The organism is Staphylococcus sp. 231237_7MaSpsaltlick, from assembly GCF_043107035.1.
Genome location: NZ_JBICNX010000006.1, coordinates 313,886 through 332,868, shown reverse-complemented (window position 1 = coordinate 332,868; position 18,983 = coordinate 313,886). Strand labels below are relative to the sequence as shown.

Below are 18,983 nucleotides of genomic sequence, written 5' to 3'. Positions count from 1 at the left end.
CGATTACACCTCATATTTCAATTCGTTATTATTGTTCAACTGTGTGCACACGAATTGTACCTTCTACTTCTTTGTCTAGCTTCACAGGTACGTTGGTATAACCTAACGCGTGGATACCGCTTGGTAGATCCATTTTACGTTTATCAATTTTGATATTGTGTTGGTCTAGTAAGGCTTGTGCGATTTGCTTTGTACTTACAGAACCGAACAATTTACCACCTTCACCTGTTTTAGCTGATACTTTAACTTCGATTTCAGTTAATTGTTCTTTTAGCTTTTTAGCGTCTTCAATTTCTTGTTGGCGTTCAGCTTCTGCTGCTTTATTCTTTTGTTCTAATTGTTTTAAGTTTCCTGGTGTTGCTTCAATTGCGTAATTTTTCTTCAATAAGAAGTTATTTGCGTAGCCTACTGGTACTTCTTTAACTTCGCCTTTTTTACCTTTACCTTTAACGTCTTGTGTGAATATTACTTTCATGTATTCTCACTCCTACTCATTTGTTCTGTTATTGCTTCTTGAAGTTGATCGATTGCTTCTTCTACAGTTACACCTTTAATTTGTGTTGCAGCGTTTGTTAAGTGACCGCCACCACCTAAGGCTTCCATCGTTAATTGAACGTTAACTGCACCTAAAGAACGGGCAGACATACCGACGACGTCATCTTCACGTTTGGCTACTACATAAGAAGCATCTACGCCATCTAAACTTAACAGCTCATCGGCAGCTTGTGCAACCGTGACGGGATGATAAATTTTATCTTCCGAACCATGTGCGATGGCAACACCATTGTCTTGTAACTTAACTGTTTGAATCAATTCAGTTCTATTAATATATGTGTCGATATCATCTTTCAAGAAATGCTGTGTCAGAATTGTATCCGCACCATGCGCTCTTAAATAACTTGCTGCATCAAAGGTTCTAGAACCTGTACGCAACGTAAAGTTACGTGTGTCAACGATGATACCGGCAAACATAATTGTCGATTCGAGACGTGTTAAACGTTGCTCAGTTGGTTGATATTCTAATAATTCTGTCACTAACTCTGCAGTAGAACTTGCATATGGTTCCATATACACTAGTAACGGGCTAGAGATAAAGCTTTCACCACGTCTATGGTGATCAATAACCACTTTACGATTGGCCTTGTTTAGAATGTTTTCATCTAGTACCATCTCTGGTTTATGTGTATCGACTACAACAAGCGTTGTCTTAGAGGTCATGATATCCCATGCTTCATCAGAAGTAATAAATCGCTCTTTAAGTTCAGGCTTTTCATTGACCGCTTCCATTACACGTCGTAAGGTTGGATCGATATCTGATTCATTCAATACTATGTAGGCATCTAAGTTATTCATCATTGCAAAGCGTGACACACCAATTGCACCACCGATTGCATCTAAATCAGGTCGTGTATGACCCATGATAATGACTTTGTCACCTTCCATTAAGATATCTTTCAAGGCATGTGAGATAACTCGAGCTCTAACACGCGTACGTTTTTCCATTGGGTCAGTCTTACCACCGTAGAAACGTACATTACCGTTCATATTTTTAATTGCAACTTGGTCACCACCACGGCCAAGTGCTAAATCTAAGCCGGATTGCGATAGTTCACCTAAGTCGATAAGATTTTCAGAGCCTTCACCGACACCAATACTCAATGTCAGTTGAGCACGATAACCCACACTCTTCTCACGGAGCTGTCCTAAAATGCTAAAGTTAGCATCTTCAATTTCCTTTAAAATACGTTGATTTAAATAAGCGACAAATTGGTCTGAACTATAACGTTTAAAGTAAACATCATGTTCCTCTGCCCATCTACTGATTACACGTGTTACCATCGAGTTGATTTCAGAACGCTGTGTATCATTCATATTCTGTGTAATTTCATCGTAGTTATCTAAGAACAATGTCGCGATAATTGGTTTAGATTCTTCATATAAATCATTTGTCTGTACTTCTTCAGTTATATCGAAGAAATACAATACATGTTCACTTTCTGAATAACGCACACGATAGTGGTATTCATTCTCTTCAATTTCTACTTCTTGTGTTTTTTCTAATTGCTTTAAAATATTTGGATATACTTCATTAACTGGATCCGAAATCACATTACGACTCAAACGATCCGACATAAACTGGTTCATCCACTCTATGTTTTCATTTTCATCTAAGATAATCATACCGATAGGTAACGTCTTAATAGCAATGTTGTTACCTGCAGAAATATGTCCACTGAGATTATTGACGTAATAGTCTAATTTCCGAAAAGCTTGTCTTACCATCCAGGCTGTCGCTATGATGACAAACACTAAAACAACGGTCGCAATTCCTGCGACTAATTGGTTAAAGATAAACCAAACAACAACGAGTGCGATTGCTGTGAGTGCCAAAATAATAAATGGTAAAATCAACGCTTTTTTAGTGGATTGACGGTTCATTTTTCCACCCCAAATCATTTTTTAATGATGCTTTTCAGGTTAAAGCATAAATCTACCAATCCAATGAGTCCCACGATATGTGTAAATGGCGTTAATATTGTCCCAATCACCATTAAAATAATCGTAAGTGCAAGCGGCATTGATTTTGCTTTTCCAAAAAAGTGAATAACACTCAACCCTTGAATATACATACATAATGATAACACAATTTCAAAGTTTAATACGACACTTTGAAAAGTACCCGATTGGGTAGCAAACATAACACAAAACAGCACAATAATATAGATGACTAATATCGAGCGTTTCATCTGCCATGCATATAATGGTTTGAAGATTGGTGTAGCAACTTTGAATTTACGTAAGATTGGAAATGTAATAATAAGATTAATCAATATAAGTAGAAAAACTGCAATCACAATATAACTCGGTAATTGTACTGCAAATTGGCGGAAACCTTCTTCAAGAATCATTTTAGAATCTCCGGAGACTGCCGACTCTGTTATAAGTTGATGCATTTGTTGTTTCACTGGATTGATGATTGCAGAGGCTTTTGGTAATTTATCAAAAGTCTGTAATAACATAATCGCGATAAGTGAAACGATACTCATAAATGTAGTTGTAACATATAAAATACGTTCTTTTGACGTACGTTCTTTTAACAATTGGCCTACGATAAAGCTCAAGAAAATAATGAGGACCAATATACTTAGCACAAATATATTACCTAATAATGTTGTTAAGACAACCGATATAACCGCTGCTAAGCCAAACGACTCGTTTGATTTGTGCCATAAGATGATACCTGGTATCGTAGCAAATAATGCGAGTACCAGTCCTAGCGGTGGTAATATATGTAAAGCTAAAGCTACTACTATGAAAGCAATTATGCTAAGAATAGTTGCTTTAGGATATATTTTTGAAAACAAGTTCGCCACTCCTATACTATTTTTGACTATAACTACCATTTTAACCAATTTAAATCTTTTACACAATTTTACCGACCCATTTTATATAGAAGAATTAATGATCTGATAACATCTTTTAACATCCCCTTTGATTTACTGCAAATTCAGAAATCGTCTCTATCAAACTAGATTACTGATTACATGGATTAATGATTATTCCATCATTGCTTTTTGCCTTCTAAATTCCATACTTCTCGAATCTATTATTTCAACTTTTTTAAAATCAAAAAGGGCAATGCCTAATAACAACTCACAACGAGTCAGATGTCATTATGCACTGCCCATATTTCAATAAATATTCAATAACCTCAATATTATTTACGTTTAAATTTAGATAAGTTTAAGAAATGATATAAATTAGGTGCCCAATCATTAAAATTAAGCAAGAAACCATCGTGCCCAACATTATCAGGAACAAAGAAATGTTTATGGTATTTAAAGCGTTCTCCTACTGCCTTAACTAAATCATCTGGGTAGAGTAAATCATCGGTGAAACCCATTGTCATGACCTTTGTATCAAGTGAGCCAAACACAGCATCCACGTCATCTCTTCCTCTATCTAAATCATGGCTATCTAAGACGTCGAGCAGTGTTAAGTAACACTCAGACGCGAAATGTTGTTTAAATTTATCGCCTTGGTGTTTCTGATACGCAACTACTTGATCAGGTGTGAAACGTTTGTCATAACTTTTTGATGAACGATAGGTTAAGAATCCTAACTGTCTTGCGATACTCATTCCTTCTTTGTTATCAAGCAGAATAGCCTGTCTTGCGATTTCATTGAATGCACGACTATAAGATGACGTTCGATCAGTAGCAGCTAGGATTACTGCTTTCTCTACTTCAAATTTACGGTTATACAAAAGTTCCATCGCCTGCATGCCACCTAAAGAGCCACCGATTAATATATTAATCTTTCGATACCCTAGTGTTTCGATACCTAGTTCAATAGCTTTGACAATATCTCTCAACGTTAATTGTTTAGGAAAATCTACATCATTGAGTGCAGAACTTGAACCATATGGACTACCAATAACATTAAATGTTAAGAACTGATAATCATGAATTGGCATGTATCCACCATCAATAATTTCACGCCACCATCCAGGATCTTCATTCGTACCATATGTCAGATGATTGCCTGTTAATGCATGGCAAACTACTACAAGCGGTTGCCCTTGAAAACCCACATGCTCATAGCGTAACTTCAAATTTGCTATCGTTTCACCAGATTCAGTCGTAAATGGTCCCAATTCTAATGTATCAACCGTATAATTTGTCATTTTTTACCTCCTACTTAAATAAAAAAACTCCTCACTCTAAAAATAAGTAAGAAGTTTAACTATACTTATCATTCGAGTATCTCGTTGGTATTAGCACCGTACTACATCTTATATAGCCGGTTGCTGAAGCTTCAACGGGCCAAGTCCCTCTGCTTCTCGAAATAAGATTTTATTTTATTTATATGCATCTCATATAAAAGATGTCATAATTTTCTAATTATTGTCATTCTAACGGATATTAACTCTTACATCAATGAATTATTTAAAATAGCCATCTTAAGAGTGCCATTATTAAAATGCCCCCAATAATTGTAAAGGTTAGACTACGTGTGATAACTGCAATTAAGATTGTAGGTATCATCGTTATAATAAATGGGAAATTTAATGTGTAGCCAAGCCCATTGTCATGTTGCTCTATAACGCCATCTATAATTAATGCCGTGAATAGTGTAATTGGAATAAATGAGAGCCATTTGACGACCTTTTCAGACAACTGTATTTTCGTGATTAATATAAAAGGGATAACCCTTGTTAACCATGTAACTAACCCACACAACAAAATGATAATAAGCATATGTAGAGAAGTCGTCATTTATCCATCACCACCCCAAGCATTGCCGCAACAACTGAAGCTAAAATAATCGCTAAGTATGACGGCATAAATAAACTGAACAACAACATCATAACTACAACACAGATAATTAAGACAAAGTAAATTCTAATATGTGAGCGCTTTACCGCTTCAAATTGAGATACCGCTAGAAAGATAAACATTGCTGTGATTGCAAAGTCTAACCCTAAAGCATCCGGATGTTGTATGTATTTGCCAAATATAGCACCTGCAACAGATGACACTGTCCAAAATAAATACGCTGTAATATTTAAACCGTGTAGCCATCTATCATTTATCTTCTCACCTTTTAAATGTGGCGTGATAGCTACACCAAATGTCTCATCAGTTATAAGCGAAGAAAGCCCTAACCGATTTAACAATCCATAATCTTTATAATTCGGAGCTAATGTCATGCTTAATAAAAACATTCTCGAGTTAACTATGAATGCTGTAAGTACAATAGCCGTTATGGGTGTCCCTGAGATGACCAATGTGCAAATTATAAATTGAGCAGCACCAGCGTAAATCACTAAGCACAATAATATAATTTCAAGAATACTAAAGCCAGAGGCTACAGCAACAATTCCAAATGATAATCCAACACCAGCATAGCCTAACAAAGTGGGGATACATTCTTTAACGCCTTGTTTAAATGTGATATGTTCTTTCATCATCTCACCCCTTGTTGATGTATTTTGATATTCACATTCTATTACAAACATTTAAAAACAACCATATCTTTTAGACTTCGGTATGTGTGACGTAAGACAAACCACCGTCTAAAAACATTGCTATTCCTTCAATTTTAAATTATTTTATAGACTCGAATTAATTTAGACCAACTGGCAGAAATAGGTCTAACAACCCTACTATTTGTTTGATTTTTAACCTTTTTTATATCATTACACCTCCCCTACCCTCTTATGATAATGGAAAATTGCTTAGTTCCTATATTTTAAAAAATAACTAACTAGACCAAAAGTTGGTTCAATATTTTGTATTAGTGTGGTTCGTCTATATAAAAGCTTGGTCGATATGTCTTATTGCTAAATCACCATACTGACAAAACGCAAATTGTATAAATCATGACAAATAAAAAAGGCAATCTCAAAAGAAATTGCCTTTTCATTTGTCAGAAAACTGTACATCTCCGACGTTTCATTTATTATTTCATTTTAATTATTTAACTGGTCTAATTACAGTCTTGCCACCCATATAAGGAACAAGAGCTTCTGGAACAGTTACTGAACCATCTTCATTTTGATAGTTTTCGACAATAGCAGCAAAGGTTCTACCTACTGCTAAACCACTACCATTTAACGTGTGTACTAATTCTGGCTTGGCATTTTTATCACGTTTAAATCTAATATTCGCACGTCTTGCTTGGAAATCAGTAATGTTTGAACAAGAACTGATTTCTTTATAATCATTATAGCTTGGTAACCATACTTCTAAATCAAATGTCTTACTTGAACCAAAGCCAATGTCTCCAGTACATAAGATTACACGTCGATATGGTAAGCCTAATTCTTCGAGAATTGCTTCAGCGTGTGTTGTCATTTCCTCTAATGCCTCAAATGAATCTTCTGGCTTTTCAAAGCGAACCATTTCAACTTTATCAAATTGATGCAAACGAATTAAACCACGTGTGTCTCTACCTGCTGATCCTGCTTCACTACGGTAACATGCTGACTGTGCAGTAAATTTCGCTGGTAATTCATCTGGACCAATAATTTCATTACGGTAGTAGTTCGTTAATGGTACTTCCGCAGTTGGAATTGTGTATAGACCTTCCTTTTCAACTTTAAATAAATCTTCTTCAAATTTAGGCAATTGACCTGTACCATACATTGAATCAGCATTTACTAATTGTGGCACCATCATTTCAGTATAACCATGTTGTGTTGTATGCTTTGTGACCATATAGTTCATTAACGCACGTTCTAGTTGCGCACCTTCGCCTGTTAAAAATACGAAACGGGCACCTGATACTTTTGCAGCACGTTCAAAGTTAACCATTTTTAAATCTTCTACTAAATCCCAATGTGCTTTTGCATCAAAGTCAAATTCACGAGGTGTTCCCCAACGTTTAAGTTCAACATTATCCTCATCTGAAGCACCTTCAGGTACATCATCTTGAATTACATTTGGAATGCGTGACAATTTATCATTTAATTCTTGATCAACTTGGTTTAAAGTATCATCCAATACCTTAATTTCATCACCTAATTTACGCATTGCAGCAATGGCATCATCTGCATCTTCTTTATTACGTTTCTTTTGCGCGATTTCACCACTGACTTTATTACGCTCAGCTTTCATTTCCTCAGCTTGTGCAATAAGTTGACGACGTTTGTCATCTAATTCTAAAACATCATCCACAACACTTTCTTCCATACCACGTTTTACAACTTTTTCTTTAACAAAATCAGGTTCACTACGGAATAATTTTATATCTAACATATGATTTCATCCTCTCATCAAATTTATATCTATTGGATAGTAACAAAAAAAGACCACATCCCCTAATTACAAGGGACGTGGTCTTGACGCGTTGCCACCCTATTTAACAGTCATTATAGACTGCGCTCTCACTAAAATAACGGCTAAAACCGATTGTTCACATATAAGTAGGTAGATTCATATTAAACATGATTACTTGTTCTCACTAACCACAAGCTCTCTGAAATCACGATATTAATACTACTTGTCCCACGAACAATATCTTATTAAGTTGTTTTAAATATAGCAAATAACATTATTATTTTCAAGAGAGAGCTTATTTATAACAACTTATTTTATTCATTATATGCAGCATCACGTAAATATTGTGCAACTGCTTCAATATCTTTATGAAATTGTCGATCTTCTGTAATTGATGGACAAATATGACGTAAAGTTTGATATTTTTCATACGTTTTAGGTGACAGTTTATCGATGTCTTTATACTCAACTGCTTGCAAGCCTATAATTGCTTCAATTGCTAAGACACGTCTTGCGTTTTCAATAATTTGATATCCGTGACGTGAAGCAATTGTCCCCATAGATACATGATCTTCTTGATTGGCAGAAGAGGGAATTGAGTCAACACTAGCAGGATGGGCAAGTGTTTTATTTTCTGAGACTAAACTAGCAGCGGCATATTGCATAATCATAGCACCACTTTGCAATCCTGGTTTAGGGCTTAAGAAAGCAGGCAATCCGTTATTTAATTGTGGATTGACTAGGCGTTCTAAACGACGTTCTGAAACATTAGCTAATTCGCTCACTCCGAGCTTTAAGAAGTCTAATGCGAAGGCTACGGGCTGACCATGAAAATTACCCCCAGATATCACAAGTGTTTCATCACCTTCATCGAAGATAAGTGGGTTGTCGTTCGCAGCGTTCATTTCAAATTCTAATTTTTCCTTAACATAATTCAATACTTGGAAACTAGCTCCGTGAATTTGTGGAATACAGCGTAAAGTATAGGCATCCTGAACGCGTATTTCACCTTGACGTGTTGTCAATTCAGAGCCTTCTAGCCAGTCTAACATACGCTCTGCTACTTCCATTTGTTCTTGGAAGTTTCTAACTTTATGTACATGCTCATTATAGGCATCTACTATGCCGTTTAAAGCCTGATGTGTAAACGCAGCAATCCATTCAGATTGATAGGCTAAACTTTCCGCTTCAATATAACTGATTACACCTTGCGCAGTCATCGCTTGAGTCCCATTAATCAATGCTAAACCTTCTTTAGCTTGTAATTGTAACGGTTGATGATTCAATTTATTTAAGACGTACCGACTGTCTACTTCCTCTCCATTGAAATAAACACTACCTTCACCGATAAGTGCTAAAGCTAAATGAGATAGTGGTGCTAAATCTCCTGAAGCACCAAGTGATCCTTGTTGCGGAATGACAGGTATAATTCGATTATTGATATAAAATATGAGTTGTTCAATTAAATCGACCGTCGCTCCAGAACGCCCCTTTAATAAGGTATTTAATCTCAGCAACATCATCACTAATGCAACTTCTTCAGAAAATGGTTTACCAATACCACAAGCATGAGAACGAATGAGATTTACTTGAAGTTGATTGTATTCACCTTCATCGATACGTACATCACTAAACAATCCAAAACCTGTTGTAATTCCATATATTGTTTCTTTATTAGCGATTATATCTTCAACAGTTGCACGACTTTGTTTAACACGTTCATAGGCTGCAGCTGTCACTTCAACTTTATCTTCATCACTTAAGAATTGTTTAATATCCGAAATCGTCAATGTATCCCCAGTTAATTGTAATGTCATTTTCCCATCTCCTTTATTTTAAGTGCTATAACAATTAACACGAGTATACGCTTACAATTTTCTATAAACAATAGCTTTTGAAATATCCGTAATATGGTATTAAATTACTGATTTAATAGGGTAAAGTTTTACTTAATATTAATTTATCGTAAACAAACATTTTCTTATCACTTTAACTATTGACTAAAGGGCAAAGCAGGTTTAATATACTCTATTGTATTTATAAAAACGAATTAAAAATTAGGTCTTAGACGATATTTTTTATAAGAACAAGTGGGGTAGCAAGAATATAAAAAATAACTACATGACAACCTTCCAATTAGTGAATTAATTGGGTTATCTATATTAAATAATCTGAATGACTATATAACTCAAAAAGGAGGTTTCAATTTGGAAACTTTATCATCAGTAAACATTCCTAAAAGAAAAGATGAAACACATAAAGGTGATTATGGTAAGATTCTTTTAATAGGTGGTAATGTGAATTTAGGTGGTGCAATCATGTTAGCTGCACGTGCCTGTGTATATAGCGGCAGTGGTTTAATCACGGTAGCAACACATCCTACCAATCATGCTGCATTACATTCTCGTTGTCCAGAAGCAATGGTTATTGATATCAATGATACTAAGATGTTAACTAAAATGATCGAAAATACGGATTGTATCTTAATCGGTCCTGGTTTAGGTTGTGATTTCAAAGGAAACAATGCTATCACATTCCTATTACAAAATATTCAACCACACCAAACGCTTATTGTAGATGGAGATGCCATTACAATCTTCAGTAAATTGAAACCAGAAATTCCAACATGTAGAGTCATTTTCACGCCGCATCAAAAGGAATGGGAACGTCTAAGTGGCATTCCAATTGAAGAACAAACTTATGAGCGTAATCGAGAAGCGGCTGATCGCATTGGAGCAACAATCGTCTTAAAGAAACATGGCACTGAAGTTTACTTTAAACAAAATGAATACAAATTACCAATCGGTACACCAGCTATGGCAACTGGTGGTATGGGTGATACATTAGCAGGTATGATTACTAGCTTTGTTGGACAATTCAATGATATTGAAGAAGCGGTAACAAGTGCTGCATATGTGCATAGTTTAATCGGAGAACAATTATCAGAAAAGATGTATGTTGTTCCACCTTCAAGACTAATCAGTGAAATACCTTGCGTTATGAAATCATTAGAAAATTAATATAATCCATATACAAGGACCTATCATCTAACATATGATGATGGGTCTTTTTATTAATATCAGTGCTACCAACTTTATATTTACACATGTAAACACAAACGATTCAACACCTCTAAAAACGTTGATTAATAGCCTTTTAGCACCTTTGTCATCAACCTTTCATATTGTTGTCTACTGTAAACACAACAACATAATCTTCTTTCTATACTTAATCAGTATGACGCTATTTCATAGCCACATTCTAATTAGTTAATTGTATTGTATGTTTTTCCTAGATCCCCGTAATTGTCCTTATCTAAGACATATATAAACTGTTCTTGTAACAAACATACATGCTACATCGTTAATCACGATGCCATCTCATTTACATCAACAAAAAAAGGCAGTTCCCAAATCTGGAAACTGCCTTCTATCTTTATTTTATTTAATTAGTTATTCTGTATCGTCATTATTGTCGTTGTCAGCGTTCTCTATATCTTCATTGACACGATCCATAAAGTCTTGTCTTAATTCTTGACGCTCGCCATCTTCACCATCTACGGATTCATCACTATTGTCTGTTACTTCTGTATGAATTGTATTACCTGGTGCGTCACCTTCAATCATTGCTTCTGAGCTTACATCAGTTGCTTCATCAGAACCTTCAGCTGTCGTTGCTTCTGTATCTGCAGATTCTTCGTCATCTTCACTGACCTTAGCTACTGTTGATACATATTGTTCGTCGCTCAATTTAATCAATCTTACACCTTGAGCAGCACGACCATTTTGAGAAATATCTTGAACATCAATACGGATGATTACACCTGAATTAGTCACAACCATCAAGTCTTCCTCACCGTTGACTGTCGTAATACAAACGATATTACCATTTCGTTCTGTGATTGTTGCAGTCTTGATACCTTTACCACCACGGTTGGATAGACGATAGTCATTTACTGGTGTACGTTTACCGTAACCATTTTCCGTAACAACTAAAATTTCATCATTACTGTCCGATTTTGCCACATCTAAACCTACAACGCGATCTCCTTCTCTTAAGGTAATACCTTTAACACCAGCTGCAGTACGACCTAATGGACGCAATGCGCTTTCTGGGAAGCGAATCAATGACGCATGTGATGTACCGATAAGAATATCATCTTCACCATCAGTTAAACGAACTGCAATCAGTTCATCGTCATCTTTGAAGCCGATAGCTATCTTACCGTTTTTGTTAATATGAGAGAAATTACTCAATGCTGAACGTTTAACGATACCTTTACGTGTCGCAAATACTAAGTAATCTTCTTCACTTTCTAAATCTTTAACGGCAATCATTGTACTAATGGCCTCATCGTTATCTAATTCTATCGCATTAACAACAGGGATACCTTTAGATTGACGTGATAACTCTGGTACCTCGTAACCTTTAAGTTTGTATACGCGACCTTTATTGGTAAAGAATAACACGTTATCATGTGTACTTAATGTCACAAGTTGACTCACGAAGTCTTCTTCTAACGTATTCATACCTTGGACGCCTCTACCTCCACGATGTTGTGCTCTATACGTAGAAACTGGTAAACGTTTAATATAGTTATTGTGACTTAAAGTGATAACAATTTGCTCTTCAGGAATTAAATCCTCATCCTCAATATTGTCTAAACCACCTAATTGTATTTCAGTACGACGATCATCACCGAATTTCTCACGTACTTCAATAAGTTCATCACGAACGATTTGTAATAACTTTTCTTCATCAGCAAGAATTTCTTCCAATTCTTTAATGTAAGCAATTAAGTTATTATACTCTTCTTCGATCTTGTCTCGCTCTAAACCAGTTAAACGTCTCAAACGCATATCAAGTATTGCTTGCGCTTGTCTTTCAGTTAATTTAAAGCGTTCTTGCAAGCTAGCCATAGCTACTTTATCAGTATCAGATTCACGAATCGTCGTGATAATTTCGTCGATATGATCTAACGCAATTCGTAAGCCTTCTAAGATATGGGCACGGTCTTGTGCTTTTTTCAAATTATATTCTGTACGTCTTCTAACGACGATTTTTTGATGCTCTAAGTACTCTACTAAAGCTTCTTTCAAATTAATCAGCTTTGGTCTACCCTTTACAAGCGCAATCATATTTACACCAAATGATGTTTGTAATGGCGTTTGTTTATATAAATTATTTAAAATAACACTCGCATTCGCATCTTTTCGAATATCAATAACCACTCTTACGCCTGTACGTAAACTCGTTTCATCACGTAAGTCTGTAATACCTTCGACCTTCTTATCACGTGCTAATTCAGCAATTTTTTCAATCATTCTTGCCTTGTTTACTTGATAAGGAATTTCTGTAACAACGATACGTTGGCGACCGCCACCGCGCTCTTCAATTTCAGCACGTGCACGCATTTGTATTGAACCACGACCTGTTTCATATGCACGGCGGATACCACTTTTACCCATAATTAAACCGGCAGTAGGGAAATCAGGACCTTGGATATCTTCCATTAATTCTGCAATCGTGATATCTGAGTTATAACTTAAACTTAAGATACCATTGATAACCTCTGTAAGGTTGTGTGGTGGAATATTTGTAGCCATACCAACCGCAATACCTGATGCCCCATTGACCAATAGGTTAGGGAATCTAGCAGGTAAGACTGACGGCTCTCTTTCGTTACCATCATAGTTATCGATAAAGTCGATTGTATCCTTATTCAAATCTTTCAGTAATTCTAACGTAATCTTCGTCATACGTGCTTCCGTATAACGCATGGCAGCTGCGCCATCACCATCCATCGAACCAAAGTTACCTTGACCATCAACTAAAGGATATCGATAGCTGAAATCTTGTGCCATTCTTACCATTGCTTCGTAAATAGATGAGTCACCATGTGGGTGATATTTACCCATTACATCTCCGACAATACGTGCTGATTTCTTATATGACTTGTCAGGTGTCATACCTTGTTCATTCAATCCATATAAAATACGACGATGTACTGGTTTTAAACCATCTCTAACATCTGGTAAAGCACGTGAGACGATAACACTCATCGCATAATCTAAAAACGATTCGCGCATCTCATTCGTAATATTCCGTTCATTAATTCTTGATTCAGGTAATTCAGCCATCAAGATATCCTCCTTCAAAAATTCAGTTCATCGGTTTAGAAATCTAAGTTTGCATAAACTGCGTTATCTTCAATAAACTGTCTGCGATTCTCTACAACGTCACCCATTAACATTTCAAATGTTTGGTCTGCGTCAATCGCATCTTCTAATGATACTTGTAACATCGCTCGGTTTTCTGGATTCATTGTAGTTTCCCACAATTGATCCGCGTTCATCTCACCAAGACCTTTGTAACGTGCAATAGACCATTTTGGATTAGGATCTAACTCTGCTTTAAGTTTTTCTAATTCACGATCATTGAACACATAATATTTTTGTTTACCTTGCGTTAATTTAAACAATGGTGGTTGTGCAATATAAACATAACCCGCTTCTAATAACGGTCTCATAAAGCGATAGAAGAATGTTAATAATAACGTTCTAATATGGGCACCATCGACGTCTGCATCCGTCATGATGATGATCTTATGGTAACGCGCTTTACTCAAATCAAATTCTCCACCAATTCCAGTACCAAATGCAGTTATCATAGAGCGTATTTCATTATTATTTAAGATACGATCTAAACGTGCCTTCTCAACATTTAATATCTTTCCTCGTAAAGGTAAGATTGCTTGAGTTTCTGAGTCACGACCTGATTTCGTAGACCCCCCGGCAGAGTCACCCTCAACAATAAAGATTTCACTGCGTTCAGGATCTTTACTAGAACAGTCTGCAAGTTTACCTGGTAAACTTGAAACCTCTAATGCCGATTTACGACGTGTCACTTCACGTGCTTTTTTAGCAGCAAGTCGTGCACGAGACGCCATAATTCCCTTCTCAACGATGATACGCCCAACTTGTGGATGCTCATATAAGAATCTTTCAAATAACTCAGAGAATAGCTTATCAACAATTTGACGTACTTCAGAGTTACCAAGTTTCGTCTTAGTTTGCCCTTCAAATTGTGGATCACCGTGCTTGATTGATACAATTGCTGTCAATCCTTCACGTGTATCCTCACCAGATAAACGTTCTTTATCTTCTTTCATCACTTTGCTATTAAGACCATAACTATTTAACACACGTGATAACGCACGTTTAAATCCTTCTTCGTGTGTACCACCTTCATATGTGTGAATGTTATTTGCATAAGTTAATAAATTAGTAGCAAAACCACTATTATATTGCAATGCGATTTCTACTTCTACATCATCCTTTGATTGATGAACATAGATAGGTTCTTCATGAAGTGGTTCTTTGTTTTCATTTAGCATTTCAACGTAAGATTTAATACCACCATCATAGTGATAACTATCTTCTCTTACTTCTTCTTCACGCTCATCTCTGAGCACAATCGTAATACCTTTATTTAAGAAAGCAAGCTCTCTAATACGTTGTTGTAATGTTTCGTAATTATAAGTCGTCGTTTCAGTGAAGATTTCTGGGTCTGCTTTAAAGCGTATTTCAGTACCTGTATTTTCATCTGTTTCGCCAATCACTTTCAAGTCGAATTGTGGCGCACCTTTTTTATATGCTTGATGATAAATCTTTTCGTCTTTATGTACATAAACTTCAAGATCTTCAGACAATGCGTTTACTACAGACGAACCTACACCGTGTAATCCACCAGAGACTTTATAACCGCCTCCACCAAATTTACCACCAGCATGAAGTACTGTTAAGATAACTTCAACCGCTGGACGTCCCATCTTTTCGTGCATACCTACAGGGATACCACGACCATTATCGGTAACTCTTATCCAGTTATCCTTTTCGATGATAACCTCAATCTTGTCTGCATATCCGGCAAGCGCCTCATCGATACTATTATCAACGATTTCCCACACTAAATGGTGTAGGCCCTTTTCAGAAGTAGAACCGATATACATACCAGGTCGTTTACGGACCGCTTCGAGTCCTTCTAATACTTGAATCTGTCCAGCACCATAATCTTCCGTGTTATTCACATCTGACAATGCTTCCACCTTCACTTTCTGTTACTTTATAATTTCGCCTTGATTTATGCGATAAAGTTTAGCGTTCTTCATAATTTCATGATCTATTCCATCGACTGATGTTGTCGTTACAAATGTTTGAACCTTATGTTGTATCGTGCTTAATAAGTGCGTTTGACGCGAATCATCTAACTCACTCAAAACATCGTCTAGCAATAGAATTGGATACTCACCTACTTCGATATTCATCAACTCTATTTCTGCTAATTTAATCGATAAGGCAGTCGTTCTTTGTTGACCTTGCGAACCATATGTCTGTGCATCCATACCGTTGACATCAAATCCAAGGTCATCACGATGTGGACCGTATAAACAGACACCTCTATCTTTCTCACGTTCCATGTTGTCGTTAAGCAATGTTAAGACTTCCTCTAGACGTTCCGAATCGCTTCTGTCGTCTTCATCCAACTTTATACTAGGTAAATACTTTAAAGACAAGGTTTCACGTTCATCCGTGATTCCCGAATGAATCGGTTTAGCCAATGATTCTAATTCTCGTATAAAATGCTTACGACGCTCAGTTACTTTCAGCGCATATTCCGCAAACTGTTGATTTAAGACCTCTAGCATAGTAGTGTCTGTCTTTTGTCCATATTGCAACTGCTTAAGATAGTTATTCTTTTGCTTTAAGATACGTTGATATTGCGACAAATCATTGAGATACACTGCAGAAATTTGCCCCAATTCCATATCGATAAATCTACGTCTCACTTGAGGCGAACCTTTAACAATATTTAAGTCTTCCGGCGCAAATAATACAACGTTTAAATGACCAATATACTGAGTTAGTCTACTTTGTTCTAAGTGATTGATTTTTACTTGTTTGCCTTTTTTGGTGATGTACATCGTCAATGGCATATCGCCATATCTATAGCTAAGTTCACCCTCTATTTTAGCATAGTCATTGTCAAAACGTATGAGTTCCTTATCATTTGATGTACGGTGACTCTTAGCTAGTGCAAGTGTATAAATAGATTCTAGTAGATTCGTCTTGCCCTGCGCATTCTCACCAATTAAGATATTGACTTCAGGATGACATTCTATAGAAATGGACTCATAGTTTCGATAATGCTCTAGCTGAAGCGTCTTTAATTTCATTCTTCACCTTGTTGAATGATTAAAAACGAACCGACTTCAGGTATCTCTAGGCTATCTCGATGATTTAGTTTTTTACCTCGACGTGTTTCACGTTCGCCATTTATCATGACTTCAAAATCTTGTAAGAACCATTTTGCTTGGCCTCCAGATTCGATAATACCTTCTGTCTTTAGAAATTGTCCTAATGTGATGTCACCATCAACAATTACTTCTTCAACCAAATCAACCACTCCATTTCTTTATAAGCTCATTAATATATTATACATTTTTTAGCGCTAAATTTCATGCAAAATACAGTTGGAAATCGCTTTCTTTCAATATATTTTAACTATTTTCAGCATCTGCTTTCGAAATGTGCTTATCTCGATTGTTTTACACTTAATATTATAACAAATTTTAAGTCAGTTTATTCATTTTCTTTATAAATACTATTTATTTCAAAATGCTAATTATTTAATTTAAAATTATCTCGTTTTTATAACGAGTATTCACTTGTAATAATTCACCAATTCATAGAGGCATTTTAAGCATGTTTTTAGCTTCATTTTAATAATTAGGTATGATTTATCCATTTTATTTAGAAAATAACTCACATACCCTTTATATTGCTTTTAAAATATATCCTCTCAATAAATAACAACTTATTCTTTTATCATTCACAGTTTCAAATCTAATTTACACAAAAAACAGATCTAGACATTTTCCGTCTAGATCTGTTTGGATACTACTTATAATTTTATGCTCAAATTTAATACGTTCTGATTGGTAAAATTAATTGTGTCACAGAATCGTCTTCTTTTGGTTTTAGAATAAATGGTTTCATTGTCCCAAAGAATTCTATTTCAACATCATCATTATCGATTGCTTTTAATGCATCCATCATGTACTTAGAGTTGAATGAAATCTTCAGATTACCACCTTCAACATTGTTTGCACTTACTTCTTCTTTAACTGTACCAATTTCAGGTGAAGTTGAAGATAGTTCTACAAGTTCATTACCTGTGCTTAATTTAATAACGTTATTACCGCCTTCACGTGCCAATAACGAAGCACGATCAATGGCATGATAGAAGTCACCGTTATTAATACCTAACTTGAATTCATAGTTCTCAGGGAATAAACGTGATGTATCTGGATAATGCCCCTCTAATAAACGTGAAATAAAGTTTACATTTCCAACTTTGAATAATACTTGGTTTGAAGCAAAGAAGATATCAATGTCTTCTTCACTATCAGTCATAATTTTATTTAGTTCTGATAATGCTTTACCTGGAATAATGACATTTTTATTTTCTGAACTATCTTCCAATGCGACTTTTCTCACGGCTAAGCGATGCGAATCGGTAGCTGTGCATATTAATTCATTTTCTTGTATAAGCCAATTCACACCAGTAAGTACTGGGCGTGTTTCTGACGTGGACACTGCGAAATTTGTTTGTGCTATCACGTTTTTAAGCACTTTTACTGATAATTGAATTGCATCATCTCTTGATACTTGTGGTAGTAATGGATATTGGTCAGGATCTAATCCACTTAAATTAAATTCTGAATGACCAGATGTAATTAATGTTTGGAATTGTTCATTTGTAGAAAGTTTAACTTCCTTACCTGGTAATTTTTTAATAATGTCTACGAAGAAACGACCAGGAAGTACAACAGATCCAGTTTCTGAAATATCAACAATATCTTCTCCGTCAACTTGTTTAGGGATTGTAATCTCAATTGAAATTTCTGAATCAGATCCAGTAAGTATTACTTCGTTATCTTTAGCGTCAATTTTTATACCAGTTAAGATAGGTAATGTAGTTCTTGGTGAGATGGCTTTAAGTGTGTCATTTAATTGATTAATAAAATAATCTCTTCTAATTGTGAATTCCATCATTTTTAAACTCCTTCCAGTCGTTTATAAATAAATTATATAGGTTTTAAAACCGTAGTAATAGTAGTAGGGCTTGTGAATTAGT

14 protein-coding genes, 1 riboswitch and 1 other annotated feature are annotated in these 18,983 nt (G+C 35.6%); of the genes, 1 reads left to right on the top strand and 13 read right to left on the bottom strand.

Going from position 1 to position 18,983, the window contains the following annotated elements; translation table 11 throughout:
- Nucleotides 1–28 precede the first annotated feature (28 nt).
- The 8 genes from rplI to hutH form a co-directional block, all read right to left on the bottom strand.
- Entirely contained in the window at nt 29–475 is a 447-nt protein-coding gene (gene rplI, locus ACF91D_RS14335) for a 50S ribosomal protein L9 (protein ID WP_107589826.1), read from the bottom strand.
- Nucleotides 472–2,439, bottom strand: a complete 1,968-nt coding sequence (locus ACF91D_RS14330) for a DHH family phosphoesterase (RefSeq protein ID WP_042737803.1) — start codon at nt 2,437–2,439, stop codon at nt 472–474. Before ACF91D_RS14330 ends, rplI begins: the two co-directional genes overlap by 4 nt.
- Before the next feature lie 14 nt (nt 2,440–2,453).
- The gene (locus ACF91D_RS14325; protein WP_182476701.1) at nt 2,454–3,380 is read right to left on the bottom strand and encodes a DUF2232 domain-containing protein; all 927 of its coding nucleotides are present in this window, start codon (nt 3,378–3,380) and stop codon (nt 2,454–2,456) included.
- 338 nt (nt 3,381–3,718) lie between these two features.
- Nucleotides 3,719–4,687: a homoserine O-acetyltransferase MetX gene (gene metX, locus ACF91D_RS14320; RefSeq protein WP_042737801.1), complete on the bottom strand. Its 969-nt coding sequence runs from the start codon at nt 4,685–4,687 to the stop codon at nt 3,719–3,721.
- A gap of 62 nt (nt 4,688–4,749) precedes the next feature.
- Nucleotides 4,750–4,855, bottom strand: a riboswitch (SAM riboswitch).
- 94 nt (nt 4,856–4,949) lie between these two features.
- Nucleotides 4,950–5,279, bottom strand: coding sequence for an AzlD domain-containing protein (locus ACF91D_RS14315; protein WP_107526794.1), 330 nt, complete (start codon nt 5,277–5,279; stop codon nt 4,950–4,952).
- Nucleotides 5,276–5,971: an AzlC family ABC transporter permease gene (locus ACF91D_RS14310; protein WP_107526793.1), complete on the bottom strand. Its 696-nt coding sequence runs from the start codon at nt 5,969–5,971 to the stop codon at nt 5,276–5,278. The genes ACF91D_RS14315 and ACF91D_RS14310 overlap by 4 nt, the downstream gene beginning before the upstream one ends.
- Before the next feature lie 508 nt (nt 5,972–6,479).
- On the bottom strand, nt 6,480–7,763 hold the full coding sequence (gene serS, locus ACF91D_RS14305) for a serine--tRNA ligase (protein WP_107526792.1): 1,284 nt from the start codon (nt 7,761–7,763) through the stop codon (nt 6,480–6,482).
- 68 nt (nt 7,764–7,831) lie between these two features.
- Nucleotides 7,832–8,029, bottom strand: a binding site (T-box leader).
- A 69-nt stretch (nt 8,030–8,098) separates the two neighbouring features.
- On the bottom strand, nt 8,099–9,601 hold the full coding sequence (gene hutH, locus ACF91D_RS14300; protein WP_392437234.1) for a histidine ammonia-lyase: 1,503 nt from the start codon (nt 9,599–9,601) through the stop codon (nt 8,099–8,101).
- Nucleotides 9,602–9,991: 390 nt separating this feature from the next.
- Here hutH and ACF91D_RS14295 point away from each other — a divergent pair, with 390 nt between their 5' ends.
- Complete coding sequence (locus tag ACF91D_RS14295) at nt 9,992–10,804, top strand: NAD(P)H-hydrate dehydratase (RefSeq protein ID WP_042737796.1); 813 nt, start codon at nt 9,992–9,994, stop codon at nt 10,802–10,804.
- A gap of 432 nt (nt 10,805–11,236) precedes the next feature.
- Here ACF91D_RS14295 and gyrA read toward each other — a convergent pair whose 3' ends face one another.
- From gyrA to dnaN, 5 genes are all read right to left on the bottom strand, one after another.
- Nucleotides 11,237–13,924, bottom strand: coding sequence for a DNA gyrase subunit A (gene gyrA, locus ACF91D_RS14290; RefSeq protein WP_107526790.1), 2,688 nt, complete (start codon nt 13,922–13,924; stop codon nt 11,237–11,239).
- 35 nt (nt 13,925–13,959) lie between these two features.
- Nucleotides 13,960–15,891: a DNA topoisomerase (ATP-hydrolyzing) subunit B gene (gene gyrB, locus ACF91D_RS14285; RefSeq protein WP_182475074.1), complete on the bottom strand. Its 1,932-nt coding sequence runs from the start codon at nt 15,889–15,891 to the stop codon at nt 13,960–13,962.
- 12 nt (nt 15,892–15,903) lie between these two features.
- Nucleotides 15,904–17,019: a DNA replication/repair protein RecF gene (gene recF, locus ACF91D_RS14280; protein WP_042737793.1), complete on the bottom strand. Its 1,116-nt coding sequence runs from the start codon at nt 17,017–17,019 to the stop codon at nt 15,904–15,906.
- Nucleotides 17,016–17,249, bottom strand: a complete 234-nt coding sequence (gene yaaA, locus ACF91D_RS14275; protein WP_182475075.1) for a S4 domain-containing protein YaaA — start codon at nt 17,247–17,249, stop codon at nt 17,016–17,018. Before yaaA ends, recF begins: the two co-directional genes overlap by 4 nt.
- 518 nt (nt 17,250–17,767) lie before the next feature.
- Entirely contained in the window at nt 17,768–18,901 is a 1,134-nt protein-coding gene (gene dnaN / locus ACF91D_RS14270) for a DNA polymerase III subunit beta (protein ID WP_107589824.1), read from the bottom strand.
- Nucleotides 18,902–18,983 lie beyond the last annotated feature (82 nt).

What these genes read in the sequence shown, in the direction of transcription:
- hutH (WP_392437234.1), bottom strand. Translation starts at nt 9,601, where the DNA reads ATGACATTACAATTAACTGGGGATACATTGACGATTTCGGATATTAAA.
- rplI (WP_107589826.1), bottom strand. Translation starts at nt 475, where the DNA reads ATGAAAGTAATATTCACACAAGACGTTAAAGGTAAAGGTAAAAAAGGC.
- ACF91D_RS14315 (WP_107526794.1), bottom strand. Translation starts at nt 5,279, where the DNA reads ATGACGACTTCTCTACATATGCTTATTATCATTTTGTTGTGTGGGTTA.
- ACF91D_RS14310 (WP_107526793.1), bottom strand. Translation starts at nt 5,971, where the DNA reads ATGAAAGAACATATCACATTTAAACAAGGCGTTAAAGAATGTATCCCC.
- recF (WP_042737793.1), bottom strand. Translation starts at nt 17,019, where the DNA reads ATGAAATTAAAGACGCTTCAGCTAGAGCATTATCGAAACTATGAGTCC.
- dnaN (WP_107589824.1), bottom strand. Translation starts at nt 18,901, where the DNA reads ATGATGGAATTCACAATTAGAAGAGATTATTTTATTAATCAATTAAAT.
- ACF91D_RS14330 (WP_042737803.1), bottom strand. Translation starts at nt 2,439, where the DNA reads ATGAACCGTCAATCCACTAAAAAAGCGTTGATTTTACCATTTATTATT.
- metX (WP_042737801.1), bottom strand. Translation starts at nt 4,687, where the DNA reads ATGACAAATTATACGGTTGATACATTAGAATTGGGACCATTTACGACT.
- serS (WP_107526792.1), bottom strand. Translation starts at nt 7,763, where the DNA reads ATGTTAGATATAAAATTATTCCGTAGTGAACCTGATTTTGTTAAAGAA.
- gyrA (WP_107526790.1), bottom strand. Translation starts at nt 13,924, where the DNA reads ATGGCTGAATTACCTGAATCAAGAATTAATGAACGGAATATTACGAAT.